Annotated in this window: 13 protein-coding genes; 8 read left to right on the forward strand and 5 right to left on the reverse strand. The window is 27.2% G+C overall.

The genetic code is table 11. The features are described from left to right. Positions 1-201: 201 nt before the first annotated feature. The 4 genes from E5347_RS12295 to E5347_RS12310 all read right to left on the reverse strand — a co-directional run bounded on the left by E5347_RS12295 (position 202) and on the right by E5347_RS12310 (position 4,794). Positions 202-1,629, reverse strand: coding sequence for a HAMP domain-containing sensor histidine kinase (locus E5347_RS12295; protein WP_136007524.1), 1,428 nt, complete (start codon positions 1,627-1,629; stop codon positions 202-204). 3 nt (positions 1,630-1,632) lie between these two features. Further along, a complete protein-coding gene (locus E5347_RS12300; RefSeq protein WP_136007525.1) occupies positions 1,633-2,316 on the reverse strand; it encodes a response regulator transcription factor in 684 nt (227 codons plus the stop codon). Positions 2,317-2,607: 291 nt separating this feature from the next. After that, the gene (locus E5347_RS12305; protein ID WP_136007526.1) at positions 2,608-3,684 is read right to left on the reverse strand and encodes a tetratricopeptide repeat protein; all 1,077 of its coding nucleotides are present in this window, start codon (positions 3,682-3,684) and stop codon (positions 2,608-2,610) included. Between the two features lie 36 nt (positions 3,685-3,720). Further along, complete coding sequence (locus E5347_RS12310; RefSeq protein WP_136007527.1) at positions 3,721-4,794, reverse strand: Ig-like domain-containing protein; 1,074 nt, start codon at positions 4,792-4,794, stop codon at positions 3,721-3,723. A 353-nt stretch (positions 4,795-5,147) separates the two neighbouring features. On the opposite strand from E5347_RS12310, the gene E5347_RS12315 reads away from it, so the two are divergent. The 3 genes from E5347_RS12315 (at position 5,148) to E5347_RS12325 (ending at position 8,469) form a co-directional block, all read left to right on the forward strand. Beyond that, entirely contained in the window at positions 5,148-7,256 is a 2,109-nt protein-coding gene (locus E5347_RS12315; RefSeq protein WP_136007528.1) for a hypothetical protein, read from the forward strand. Positions 7,257-7,373: 117 nt separating this feature from the next. After that, positions 7,374-7,631: an EscU/YscU/HrcU family type III secretion system export apparatus switch protein gene (locus tag E5347_RS12320; protein ID WP_136007529.1), complete on the forward strand. Its 258-nt coding sequence runs from the start codon at positions 7,374-7,376 to the stop codon at positions 7,629-7,631. Positions 7,632-7,782: 151 nt separating this feature from the next. Beyond that, positions 7,783-8,469 carry a metallophosphoesterase gene (locus E5347_RS12325; protein ID WP_136007530.1) on the forward strand — a complete coding sequence of 229 codons (687 nt, stop codon included), beginning with the start codon at positions 7,783-7,785 and terminating at the stop codon, positions 8,467-8,469. An 83-nt stretch (positions 8,470-8,552) separates the two neighbouring features. On the opposite strand, the gene E5347_RS12330 is transcribed toward E5347_RS12325, so the two are convergent. Next, entirely contained in the window at positions 8,553-8,780 is a 228-nt protein-coding gene (locus tag E5347_RS12330) for a hypothetical protein (protein ID WP_136007531.1), read from the reverse strand. Between the two features lie 160 nt (positions 8,781-8,940). On the opposite strand from E5347_RS12330, the gene E5347_RS12335 reads away from it, so the two are divergent. The 5 genes from E5347_RS12335 to E5347_RS12355 all read left to right on the forward strand — a co-directional run bounded on the left by E5347_RS12335 (position 8,941) and on the right by E5347_RS12355 (position 14,407). After that, complete coding sequence (locus E5347_RS12335; protein WP_136007532.1) at positions 8,941-9,285, forward strand: hypothetical protein; 345 nt, start codon at positions 8,941-8,943, stop codon at positions 9,283-9,285. Positions 9,286-9,298: 13 nt separating this feature from the next. Further along, positions 9,299-9,712, forward strand: coding sequence for a hypothetical protein (locus E5347_RS12340; protein ID WP_136007533.1), 414 nt, complete (start codon positions 9,299-9,301; stop codon positions 9,710-9,712). Between the two features lie 586 nt (positions 9,713-10,298). After that, complete coding sequence (locus E5347_RS12345; protein ID WP_136007534.1) at positions 10,299-12,053, forward strand: ABC transporter ATP-binding protein/permease; 1,755 nt, start codon at positions 10,299-10,301, stop codon at positions 12,051-12,053. Between the two features lies 1 nt (position 12,054). Continuing rightward, positions 12,055-13,725, forward strand: a complete 1,671-nt coding sequence (gene cydC, locus E5347_RS12350; protein ID WP_136007535.1) for a thiol reductant ABC exporter subunit CydC — start codon at positions 12,055-12,057, stop codon at positions 13,723-13,725. 391 nt (positions 13,726-14,116) lie between these two features. Next, positions 14,117-14,407, forward strand: a complete 291-nt coding sequence (locus E5347_RS12355) for a nitrous oxide-stimulated promoter family protein (protein WP_136007536.1) — start codon at positions 14,117-14,119, stop codon at positions 14,405-14,407. Positions 14,408-14,546 lie beyond the last annotated feature (139 nt).

Consider the following 14,546-nt stretch of genomic DNA (forward strand, 5'->3'; position numbering starts at 1 on the left):
GTGAAATAAGAATATGGTGAAAAATTAGAAGCTCTTGGTGAAGTAAAAGCTGCTAGGCCTTAGAGTTGTTGGTTTGTTTGAGCGCATGCGAGTTCTACCAAAACTCTTGGCTTAGTAGTTTTTACGAACCTTAGAACTTCTTTTTGTAGCCATTTGTCTTATGGAGCATATTATATTTATATTTGCAGTTATATTTGCAATTTAAAAGGGGAGGGATACAGTTGCTTCGACTTTATTTCCATTTGATAAAGTAATGCTTCCATTATGATCTTTTATTATTTCACTACAAAGATATAGTCCTAGGCCAGAACTATAGTTGTCCTCATCTGAATTTATTTTTATAAAGGGTTCAAAAACATGGTTATATATTTCTTCGGGAATTGGATTAGCTTCGTTTATAATTGCAACTTTGTATAAGTTGTCCTCTATATATCCATTGATTTTAATATTATTATCATTAGTATTAATAGAGTATTTAATAGCGTTATCTATTAAGTTAATAAAAACTTCTTTTATTTTATTAGCTTTAATCTTTAATATGCTATCTTCTAAATTATAGATTATGTTTAAATTATATTTTTCAGCTTTTATAGACATATCAGCAATCACTTGTTCAAGTAATTCTTTTATATTAAATTCTATATATTCTTCTTTTATTGAAGAAAGTCCTTTAGATATTTTTATAATTTCCAATACAAGGGTATTTAACCTTTGGCTTTCTGAATATATTCTACTTACAGCTCTTTTTTTAAAATCTTCATCATCTACTACATTTTCCAATATCATTTCTGAATATCCAATTATTGAAGTAAGTGGAGTTTTAAGTTCATGAGTTACTGTATCGAAAAATATTTTTCTACTTAGTGCTAATTTTTCTACCTTTTCTTTTTCATTTTCTATATCTAATATTTGCTCTTTAATTTTATTTTTCATATTAAGAAATTCTCTAGATAAAATTGATATTTCATCAGTACCTTCAGTGTTTAACAATACATCATAATTACCTTCTCCAAGGCTTTTTGCCGCTATAGTTAGATTAGTAATAGGCTTTGCTATTTTATTAGTTAGCCTAGTTGATAATAGAAATATAAAGACTATTAATATTATTTCAATTAAGGTTAAAATATTTGTGGCTTTATAATATTCCTCATATAGTGGTGTATAGTCCTTATTTAAATTTATAATTCCAATATAACTTTCATTTATTATAATTGGATAAGATAATACCCCAATTAATTCATTATTTTGATATTTAATATTAACTATAGTTTTACCTTCCTTAACTTCACTAAGGTTTTGACTTATTTCTATTGGCTTAAAAGATAGATTTGAAGCTAATACATTACCACTAATATCACAAATTTGTAGTGTACTATCAAAATTTTGTGATATGTAATCTAATAAATAATTTGCTTCTTCTTTTAAAGCTTTATCTTTATATAAGTAGTTTCTTTGAGATAAGGTATATTTTATAGATTCTCTAGTGCTTTTCATAACCTCTTTCATTGAAGAAGTAATTGAACTTTCCATATTATCTTTAAGTATTTTTCTTACAGAAATATTTAGGGATAACCCTAAAACAATAAGGATACTTGTAATAATTAAGGTGAATTTATATTTAATTTTCATAATCTACCTCATAATATATCCAACGGAAAATACTGTTTCAATTATAGATGGGGTGCCCTTAGTATCTAATTTACTTCTAAGCCTTCTAATATGAATATCTACTGTTCTTAAATCACCATCATAAGAAAACTCCCAAACATTATCAATAAGCTGTTCTCTAGAAAATACTTTATTTCTATTTTGAACAAAGAATTCTAAAAGTTCATATTCTTTTGGCTTAAGTTGTATAAGATCATTATTTTTTAATACTGTTCTATTTTTAAAGTTAATTTTTATGCTGTCATTTATATTGGTGAAATTTGAATTTGAACCATTAGTAGTTTTCTCGATTCTTCGAAAAATAGCTCTGATTCTGCTTATTACTTCTTTAATATGAAAGGGTTTAGTAATATAGTCATCTGCACCAAGTTCAAGACCTAAGACCTTGTCCACAATATCACTTTTAGCAGTAAGTATTATAATCGGAATAGAATTATTTAAGTTTATTTCTTTGCATAACTGAAATCCATCTCCATCAGGTAAGTTTAAATCTAATAAAATTAAGTCAGGCAAATTAATATTTATATAATTTCTAGCATCTTTTAAAGAAAAGGCACTATAAGGTGCATAGCCTTCTGATTTTAAAGTGTGAAATAATATATCATTTATAGATTTATCATCTTCAACAATGAGTATTTCATTATTCATATTAGCCTCCTTTATAGATTGTTATAAGTAAATTATAACAATTTTTACAGATTAATAAATACTTTGCAGAAATAAGAGGGGGTTGAAAAAGGAAAAATAATCGGGGCTGCCATAAAGACAGTCCCTAAAAATTATAGAACGAAAAACTACTATAGGTATTTGGGGGAACTAATTTATTTAGGTAATTCCTTAGGAATTACTGAAAATACATTTTTATTAAAAAATTATCTAGAAGTTTTATCATTAATTTTTCATTCCTTCATTTTTTCATAATTCACTGTGCGATAGCACCTAAGGTGTGTACTGTCTATATATAGATTGAGCTATTCCACCATCTAATTCAATCCAGCATAATGTTGCTCTATTAGTAATTGGCCTGCCCTTATCATCAAATTCTTCTTTTTCAAATTCATTATATAATTTAATAACTTCCTTAAAATCTTTAGCTGAACAATCAAAATTAATATCGGATGTTCCTTTATTATCAATTTCATAACCTAATCTTTCTTCTAAATCATGTTCTAATAATTTATAACTACAATTATCTGAAACCTGGTAGGTAGTTATAGTTGTATAGTTATTTCTTATATAATAACCATCTGGAACATATGGACCTTTTTCTTCATCGTAAGCAATCTTTTCATTATCCTTCATAGCTTCTTTTAAAGCAATTTCTTTACCAAAGTAAAACTCAACTAAATCTACATCAACATAAGTTTTTCCATTAGAAGTATATATTTTCTTTATGGAACCAATAACAGTTTCCTTTCTATTTAAAATAGTAACTTTAGCTTCAATATTTCTAAAATGCTCTTCACTAAATCCTTTATAAGAATATTCACCAATCTTTTTTGTATTTACATTTGAATTATCCCAAGCTACCTTTAGAGTAACTTCCTTATTATCTAATGTAGTAGTAATAATAGATGGTAAGATAAAGCTTGATCCTTCATAAGTTGAATAGTTAATTTGTATAGTTTGAAAATTTGAAGCAATATCCTTAGCAATATTCTTCATATTATCTACATCTACATTATTATCAATGGCTTTTTTAATTACAGTATAAGCATCCTCGTATCTATTTGAATTAAGGAGAGTATCTTTAACTTCTATATATAAGTCCTTATTTGTATTATCTAAGGAAAGTGCTTTATTATATAAATCATTAGCTTCACTAAATTGATTATCAGAAAGAAGTTTTTTTGCAGTATTCATAGATTCAGCTACTTCATCTTCTTCAACTAATATATCTTCTCCAGTGTTTTCAGAAAGTGTAACTTTTTTTGTACTATCTGTACAAGAGTATAGAAAAATTGATAAAGATAAAATGATAAAAATTATTCCGTATTTTTTTACTTTCTTAAACATATTAATTCTCCTTTCTATTTATTAAATATTATTTTGTTAAGGTGTGAATTTTCTATAAATAGAGTATGCAGAATTGTTTTTAAGTTCAATCCAGCATAAAGTCTCCTTATGAGGATATGGAGTGCCAAAGTCTGTGAAGGAAATTTCATAGTCTTTATTAGCAAGTTCTATATATGATTTAAAGTCATCTAATGAAGAATCTATTGTTATAGCAGAATTTCCAGAAGTATCTATATCATATCCAAGCCTTTGAAGATCATGTTTTAATAATTTGAAGCTACTACTATTAGAAACCTCATAAGTAGTTATAGTACTAAATTTATTTCGTATATAATATCCAGGCGCTAGATAAGCTATATTATCTTCGGTATAATCTAAAGGAGCATTGTCTTCTAAGGCTTTTGTTACTGCCTCCGTACCTGTATAAAATTCAACCAAATCCACATCTATATAAGTTTTTCCATTAGAAGTATATATTTTATTTATAGAGCCTATTTGCTTATCATAAACATTTTCTAAAACAGTAAGTTCTACAGTTATACTCCTACCATACTCCTCGTTATATCCTTGGAAAGTAGAAGTTCCTACATTTGCTGTATCTACTACTTGGTTTTCCCAAGATACTGGAATATTAACTTGTTCACCTGAAATCATAGTGGTAACTTGCTGAGGCAATGAGTAATTGCCATTTTGATATACTGAAGTTTGAATATTTATTTTTTCAAATTTATTAGATATATCTTTTAATACAGATTTCATATTATCAACATCTACATTATTTGTAACAGCAGTTTTAATAAAGTAATATGCTTCATCTGTTTTATCTACAGATAAGTATTTATCTTTTATTCTTAGGTACATTTCTTTATTAGTCTTATCTAAAGTAATTGCTTTAATGAATTCTTCTTTTGCTTCCTCAAATTTACCTTCATCTATAAGTTTTTCACCATCAGTTATTGCAGCTAGGACCTCGCTTTCTTCCAAAGCAACTTCACTTTGTGTATCATCCGATATAGTTATTTTTTTACTAGAATTATTACAAGAGATAAATAGTAGAGGAACTAGAATAACAGTTGATATTAAAAGCTTTATTAATTTTTTTCTTTTCACAATATAACCTCCTTTTATTGTATCTTTGATTTTATTATATAAGGCAATATTTTCTAAAGATAATAATAATATTTCCAAGATGTTTCCAAATTCAAAGTTAAGATTTTTTATTAATTACTCGATAATATAAGTAATATATAAGTTGCAGAAAGAGTCTAATATTTATTATGTTATGTGTCGTATTAAAAATATTTAGGACATGAAGTTATTTTAACAACTTATATAAAAATTAAAAGATCGATGCTTTCAATTTTGTTATTTTACTAAAGAAGGTTTAAATCTATACTGTTATAAGATTATAGATGTAGATTATTAATTGAAACTTATATATTAGGATGATAAGAGGTGGAATTATGCCAGGGATTTTTAATGTTGGTAATGCCTATAATATAAATAATAAAAGAATAACTAGTAAGATGACTTTTGATACTGGAGAGAAATTTTCTGGAAAAGTAGTAAAGAAAGAAGGAAAAGAAGCAGTTATAAAGTTAGTTGATGGTTGGGAATTTCAAGCAGAGATAGAGGGGGACATTGACTCTTTAAGTAAGGGCTTTCATAGATTTGAAGTTGATGGCTTTGAAGGAGGAAAGCTTAAACTTAAAATAGTTGCTAAAAATATTGATGTAGAAGATTTAAGTCCTGGAGATTTTGAAAATATAATTACAAAAGAAGGGCTTAGTAAGGAAAATATAGATTTATTAAGAGCTATGGTTAAGTTTAATATACCTTTAACTAAGGAAAATATTAAAGAAATTCAAGCTTTAGGTAAGTTTCTAGATAAAATTAATCTTAATGAGGGTGAAATAGATGAGTTTATTTCTAAATACCTAGAGACAAAGGGTATATCCCCTGAAAGTGCAGAAGGAAATAAGGTTATTAATGAGCTTAAGGAGTTTTTAAATGCTTTTAAGACTTTAAGCAAAGAAGATTTATTATTAATCTTTGAAAATAATATAGATATCACAAAGGAAAACATAACAGCCTATAATAATCTTTTTAAAGGTGATAAGAGTATCCTTAAGATTTTAAGTAATATCCAAGGAGACGTTGCATCTTTAAAGGAAGCTTTAATGAATAATATGGGTCTAAACATGGAAGAAGTTAATGAATTATTATCACAATCATCTTCTGATTTACAAGGAGATTATGAAGGGACACAATTAGGAAAGGATAATAATTCAATAGGAAAAAATACAGAAAATATTGAAAAAGTAAGTACATTAGATAATAGTGTAAAAGATATGGCTGAAGTTAGTGAATTAGTAAATAAGGCCAGCAAGGAAAATTCAAGTGATGGTTCAATAATCAATAAAGCCTTAAATACTTTATATCAAAAGTCAGAAACACAAAATTCAAAGGTAAGTTTGTTATCTATTTTAAAATCGATTTCTGGACAAACAGAGGATTATTTAAACTTAAGCTTAAGGGATATATTATTAAATAGAAGATCTTCCTTTACAAGTGCTGAGTTTGATAGATTATCAAATTTAATTAATAACTTAGACCCAGAGGAGTTTATAAATAGCCTTAAGTCAGTTATTGCTGAATATAATTCTATTGGAGAAAATAACTTAATAGATGATTTTAATAGTTATATTAATAAATCTAATAATGAAGCTTTAGGAATTAGTAATTCTTTAGAATTTACTAAAGGGGAAGCAGAAGCTGTATTATCTAATCTTATGGGAAAAGGAATAACCCTAACAGAAGAGGAGTTTACTAAGCTTCAAGATGGGATAAACTTAAAGTATCAAGAAATAGCTGAAAGTGAAGAATCTCTAAAAAATCAATTAAATAATTCAAATATAGATGCTAAAGATATAAAGACAATAGGAAGTGAAAATACTGAAGAAGCAATAAAGAATTTAAGCAATGTAAAATCAGAAGTTAATGATTTAAATTCAAAGCTTTTAAGTAAAGATATAGTGAAGGCATCTATTCAAAATGCAGGAGAAACTAGTAAGGAAATAATAAAAGATATTTTAAATTCTCTAAAAGGTGAAAATATAATATCAGAGAAACTTATTGAAGTTATAAAAAATAATATAAATGAAATAAAACTATTTAATAAGTTAAGTTCAGAATACTATTATGCAGATATTCCAGTTAAAATTAGAGAAAATGAATATCCATGTAAGCTTATAGTTAAGGATAAAAGAAAAGATAGTAAGAAAATAGATAGCACAAATATAAAAATGGTTATAACTATAGATACTAAAAATTTAGGCATAGTAGATGGATATATGAAGGTTTTAGATAAAAAAATAGATATTGATTTAAAATGTGAAGATAAATTTGTTAAAATAATAGATATAACTAAAAATAAGTTAATATCCAATATAGAAAATATGGGATTTTTAGTAGATGTAAGAGTAAGTAAAAAGGAAGAAGAAGTTTCATTAACTACTTGTAGAGATTTCTTTAATCCTGATTCTGGCATTTCTCTAGATAGAATGGTTTAATTTTTGAAGATTAATTCTAGGGAAGAACTAATCCAGGTGCGTAGCATTGCTTAGCTCCCGTTTTGAGAAGATGGGAGTATTAGCAATGGTAGCGATGGAATAAAATAGGGGGAAATAATGAAGTGGAGTAAAAAAGCAGCAGCCTTAAAATATGAAGAAAATATAGTGGCTCCAATAGTTACTGCAAGTGGTATGGGACATATTGCAGATAAAATTATTGAAAAAGCAGAAGAAAATGATGTTCCTATAGTGTATAATAAGGAATTGACAGATTTACTTTGCAATGTAGATGTTGGAGAATATATACCAGCAGACCTTTATGAAGCAGTAGCACATATAATTGCATATATAACAGATTTAGATAGTTTAAAATAGAGCTAAAGCTCAATGAAGAATGAATAATTAAAAATTAACGAAAAAACTCCTGGAGGAGTTTTGAAAAGTAATTAATTTTAGTAATTCAGTAAGAGTTACATTAATAATTCTTCATTTTTAATTTTAAATTTTAGAAAGGTGAGTTGAATTAATGGCTTTATACGCTATTTCAGATCTTCATCTTGCTAATGCAGCAGATAAGCCTATGGATATCTTTGGAGAAAAATGGCTTAAGCATGATGAAAAGATAAAGGAAAATTGGACTAATAAAATTACAGAAAATGATATGGTATTAATTGCAGGAGATATATCTTGGTCAATGAGATCAAGCGATAGTAAGGCAGATTTAGATTGGATCAATTCATTACCTGGCAAAAAAATTATATCAAAAGGTAACCATGACTATTGGTGGGGTGGAATATCAAAGCTTAATAGTATGTATGAAGATATGAAGTTTATACAAAATAACTTCTATACATATGAAGATTATGCTATTTGTGGCTCAAGAGGATGGATACTTGAAGGAACAGATAGATTTACTGAAAAAGATAAGAAGATATTTGATAGAGAATTAATAAGATTAAGATTATCTTTAGATAAAGCAAAAGAAGCTGGATATGAAAAGTTCATAGTAATGATTCATTATCCACCATTAAATGATAAGGGAGAGCCATCAGCTTTTACTGAATTATTTAAGGAGTATGGAGTAGAAAAAGTTATTTATGGACATTTACACGGACCATCTTTAAATACAGCTTTTTCTGGAGATTTTGAAGGAACTGAATATATAATTACTTCTTGTGATTACTTAAACTTTGATCCAATTAAAATACTATAGTATTAAGTAATGAAAGAATTATGAAGAAAACTAAGAGGACTATATCCTGTATCATTGATAGGGGGATGGTTCTCTTAGTTTTTTTATTCTCGAAATTTTTTAGGTAAGAAAATCAAGGCTAAAATAAGTATAAATACTATTATAAATAAATCCCATAATCCAGTTATTACAGCAATTACAGATATATTAAAAATAGCTAATTGCAAAATCTTAATTTCTTTTCTTTTTTCATCTTTAAATTTCATTTTATATAGTCGTGCTATATATATTATAGATAATATTAATAAAGTTAAAATTATTATAGTATCCATTTCACACCTCGTAAATACATTATATTGCAATTATAACATAGTTTACATAATAAAGTTATTTTCTTAAATAGAAGTATCTTAATAACAATTTATAGTAAATAAAGGTATAGTAGTATATAATCAAATGGGAAATATTTACTTTAGCGAGGTGGTTTAATTTATGTTTAATATAATATTTCATGTAACTTGGTTATTAATTATAGTATTTGGATTATTTATGATAGTTAGAGATAAGAAGTCAGATAATATAAGAAAAAATGAAGAACTTAAAAATAATATAACAAAGAAAGATAAAAGAGTTGTATATATTATTATTTTTAGTACGGTATTTGGATATTATATATTAAGCTACCTATTAGATTTAGATATACTAAACTTTATTACATTTAGGGAAAATGGTATTACTTTTAGTTTTGTTGGACTTATTCTATTAGTGAGTACATCTTTGATTATAGGTTTAATTTATGAAAAGCTAAAAAATAAGAGAATAGAGAATAATAATTGAAAGGTGATAAGCAATGAAGAAATTATCTTTATTACTTTGGACTATATTAGTTGCTATAGTTTTAATTAGCTTTGGAAGTATCCAAGGTAAAGAAACTAAACTTACAACAGAGAAACTTTCAGATACAGAAGATTATTTATTGAGTATTTCAGGTAATAAGGTTTTTAAATATAAGCTTAAGAACTTACCTAAGGACAAGACATATCAGATTTTATTTACTTATGAAGTTTATGAAGGGAAAGAAAAAGTTAAGGAAGAAATAATTACAGGGATTTGGCAGGATTCTCTAGAGGATGCTCAAAATGAAGAAACTATAGGATTTAACTATCAAGAAGATAAATTTAGAGGGATTATAGGAGGCGTTGGAGCCTATGCAACTTTTGAATATGAAATAAAAGAGGATTTAAGGAAAGGTTCTCAGCTTTAGTTTGGAGATGATATAGATCTTCCATTAGGAAGTGAAATTTATATTTATCGTGCAGTTAGTGGTGATTCTAATCAAAGCAATGTATTAGGAGTTCAAATAGATTCAGTTAATATGGATATGATATTAGATGAAAATGAAACTAATATTTTTATTAAATTATCATTTATAGAGGTTTAGAGGGGGAAGGGTTATTAGTAGTATTGCTAATATATTTCTTCTATTTAATTATGGATAAATATTAATACAAATAGTTTTAGTTGGGTTATAGATTTATGCATTAATACTAGTAATAAAAGCTTTAAAAATCTACATTAAGAAGAATTCAAATATGGAAGGATAGGAAGGGGGTTGTTGGAGAATAAAGAATTAAGAATGAAAAATTAATTCTTGATTTGGGCTGTTTGTGCGACAGCCTATTTTTTATGTGGAATATTAGGTGTTTATTAGTGAATTATTTAAGGTAATCGAAAAATTATGTTAAAGTTTTAATTTGCTATTGAAAATGCATATCATTTAAGGTATACTATCAACTGTGTTTATCATATATAAATGAGTATCAATATCAATTATGTTAGGAGAAGATATTATGATGATTAATAAAAGGCTAATAAATTTATGTAGCCAATCAAAAAAGTACATCGGTCTAACTATACTAGTAAACTGGCTTGCAATCATTTGCAATATAATAATAATTTTTCTTGTTGGACAGTTTATTAATAAAGTTTACATGGGTGGATTAACTTCCATAAATATGGAGTCAATTTTAAAACCAGGAATTATTATAGTTATTCTTTTAACTATCAGATTTATTTCAAATATTCTATATGCTAAGTTTTCTAATTTAGCTTCAGCAGAGGCTAGATCGACGCTAAGAGAACTTGTATATAAAAAATTGCTTAGACTTGGTACAGGCTATAGTAGTGTGGAAAGCACATCTTCAATAGTTCAAGTTATGGTAGAGGGAGTAGAACAATTAGAAATATACTTTGGAAAGTATTTACCTCAATTCTTTTATTCTTTATTAGTACCAGTTACATTATTTGTTTTTATGAGCTTTGTTTCATTTAAAGCTGCTCTAGTATTTATACTTTCAGTACCTCTAATTCCTGTTTCTATTATTGCAATAATGAAGATTGCAAAGAGAATTTTAAAGGATTATTGGAAAAGTTATTCAGACTTAGGTGGAAGTTTTTTAGAAAATCTTCAAGGACTTACTACTTTAAAAGTTTTTGATATAGATGAAGAAAGACATGACAAAATGAATGTTGAAGCTGAAAAGTTTAGAAAAATTACTATGAAGGTTTTAAGTATGCAATTAAACTCTATTACAATAATGGACTTAGTTGCATTTGGAGGAGCAGCTCTAGGAACTATAGTTGCATTAATTCAATTTAGCAATGGAGACTTACTTCCAGGAAGCTTACTTATAGTAATACTTTTATCTTCAGAATTCTTTATACCACTTAGACTTTTAGGATCTTATTTCCATATAGCTATGAATGGTATGGCAGCATCAGATAGAATCTTTGGAATTCTAGATGCTAAGGAAAGAGAAAAAGCAGTAGATAATTCTATAAAAGAAATTAAGGATGATATTAATATAAGTCTTAAGAATGTTACTTTCAGCTATGATGGAGAAAGAGAAGTTGTTAAAGATGTTAATATGGAAATAACACCAAAGGGAATAGTTGCAATAGTTGGAGAAAGTGGTTCTGGAAAGAGTACTATAGCTTCAATAATCCTAAATAACCACAAGGTTAATAAAGGACAAGTTCTATTAAACTCAAAAGATATTGAAAACTTAGATTCAAATCTTATATATGAAAATATAGCTTTAATATCTACTAATAGCTATATATTTAATGGAAGTATATTAGATAACCTTTTAGTAGGTAAAAAGGATGCGACTACAGAGGAAATAAATGAGGCCTTAAAAGTATCGAGATTAGATAGCTTTATAGAAGGATTAAAAGATAAATTAAACACTAATGTAGGTGAGGCAGGAAGTGCCTTATCAGGAGGACAAAAGCAAAGATTAGCCCTAGCTAGAGCAATACTTGCTAATAGAAAGATGATAATATTTGATGAAGCTACATCAAATATAGATGTAGAAAGTGAAGAAGCTATATGGGAAGCTATATATGAACTTTCTAAGGATAAAACTATATTAGTTATATCTCATAGATTAGCTAATGTTAAAGAAGCTAAGAACATATATGTTATGAATAAGGGATCTTTAGTAGAAGAAGGAACTCATAATGAGTTAATGAAGGCTGAAGGATATTATAGTAACATGGTTAACAAGCAAAATGAATTAGAAGAAATTAGGGAGGTTTGTTAATATGAAAAGAAGATCAGGCTTCCAAATAATGAAGAGGTTAATAGTTGAACTAAAACCTCTAGCACCAATAATGTTAATAACAATATCTCTAGGAGTTTTAGGATTTCTAGCAGCTACATCTATAGCTGCCTTTGGAGCAGTAGCACTAGGCGCTCATATAGGAGATATAACTTTTATATCCTTTAAGGGTGCATTAATAGTTATGGTAGTTTCAGCAATTCTTAGAGGGTTCTTAAGATATGGTGAGCAATTATCAGGTCACTATATAGCTTTTAAGATTTTATATATTTTAAGAGATAAGATTTTTACAGTATTAAGAAAGCTTGCACCAGCTAAGCTTGAAGGTAAGGAAAAAGGAAACTTAATAGCATTAATAACTTCTGATATAGAGCTGTTAGAAGTATTTTATGCTCATACAATAGCACCAATTTCAATAGCAATTATAACAAACTCTATAATAGCTATAATATTATTTACAATTAGTCCTATCTTTGGAGTAATTGCAGCTATATTTTATTTAATAATTGGTTTTGTAATTCCTTATGCATCTTCTAGTTTTGCTAAAGAAGCAGGAGTAAATTACAGAAATTCATTTGGAGAAAGTAACAACTATGTTTTAGATTCTTTAAGAGGATTAAAAGAAGTATTACTATTTAAAAATGGTGAAGAAAGATTAGAAAAAATAAAAGAAAATTCAGCTAAGTTAAATAAGAGCTTAGATAAGATAAAGGAACATGAAGGAATAATAAGAGCTTTAACAGATCTTACAATTATGATAGCAATATTAACTTTTGTAGTTCTAGGAGTTCACAAGTTCTTAGCAGGAGATATTACATTTACAGCTGCAATAGTAGCTATAGTAGTAATTGCATCCTCTTTTGGACCAGTAGTTGCATTAAGTAATCTTTCAAATACATTACTTCAAACCTTTGCTTGTGCAGAGAGAATATTTGAGATTTTAGATGAAAATCCATTAGTTGAAGAAGTAGAAGGAAAAGCAGATGTAAACTGTGAAGATATAAGATACAATAACGTAACATTCTCTTATCCAAACAGAAAAGAAACTATATTAGATGGAACTAATATCAATATTAAAAAAGGAGATAAAGTTGCATTAATAGGTGAAAGTGGGATAGGTAAGAGTACATTTATTAAGCTTATAATGAGATTCTTTGATGTAAATTCAGGGGATATAAAAATAGACAATATAAACATAAAAGAAGTTAATACAAAATCTTTAAGAAATACTCAAAGATTAGTAAGCCAAGAAACATTTTTATTTAATGAATCTATTAAAGAGAACATTAAGATAGGAAATAAAAATGCTACTGAAGAAGAAATTATAGAAGCATGTAAGAAAGCATCAATTCATGACTTTATATTAACATTACCTAAAGGATATGATACTAAAGTTGGGGAACTTGGATCAAATCTATCTTCAGGAGAAAAACAAAGAATTGGCCTGGCTAGAGCTTTCTTAAAAGATAGTGAAGTACTTATATTAGACGAACCAACAAGTAATTTAGATGCTCTAAATGAAGGTGAAATACTTAAGTCTATTAAGGAAAACTGTGAAGATAAAACTATAATTCTTATTTCACATAGAAAGTCTACAACTGCTATATGCGATAAGGTTTATAAATTAGAAAATAAGAAAATTGAACTAGCATAAGAAATAAGGTGCTGTCGCAAAATGAAAAATTAAGAATGAATAATGAATAATTAATGAAAAAACTCCTTCTGGAGTTTTGAAAAGAAATTAATTTTAGTAATTCTTCATTTTTAATTCTTAACTTGGGCTGTTTTTACGACAGCCCCTTATTTAAAAAGATTCAATGATAATGATTATCAGTATCTATAAAGATATATTTAAAATGGACATTAAGATTTTACTAATATAAAGTGATTCTTATCTTCAGGTGGAGTTTTCTTAACAGGAATACCCTATTCTCCAGCTGAAGGTTAGAAGAACTAATACAGGCGCGTAGCAGTGCTTAGCTCCCACTTGTAGAAGGGGGAGTGTTAGCAATGGTAGCGATCGGATAAATATAGGAGTGGGATATATGACTAAAATTGAGAGAGAAAAAAGAACTATTGAGCTTATGATAAATATTTATTGTAAGAAAAAGCATAAGAATAAAGAATTATGTGAGGAATGTCAGGAGTTATTAGAATACGCTCATAAAAGACTTAGCTACTGCAAATTTGGTGAAGAAAAAAGCACCTGTGCAAAGTGTCCAATACATTGCTATAAGAAGGATATGAAGGAGAAGGTTAAGGAAGTTATGAGATTTTCAGGTCCAAGGCTTCTTATATACAATCCAATAGAATTATTTAGACATATGACGTATTAGACAATTAACAATTAGCAATTAACAGTTAATAATTAAGGAAAAAACTCATGATGAGTTTTAGAGGATTAGATTTTCAGTGAATTTATTTTAAATAACTTTAATTCGATATTGAGACTTAGTTTAGATATTGGATGTTAGA

The organism is Clostridium sartagoforme, from assembly GCF_004794105.1.
Classification (GTDB): domain Bacteria; phylum Bacillota; class Clostridia; order Clostridiales; family Clostridiaceae; genus Clostridium; species Clostridium sartagoforme_B.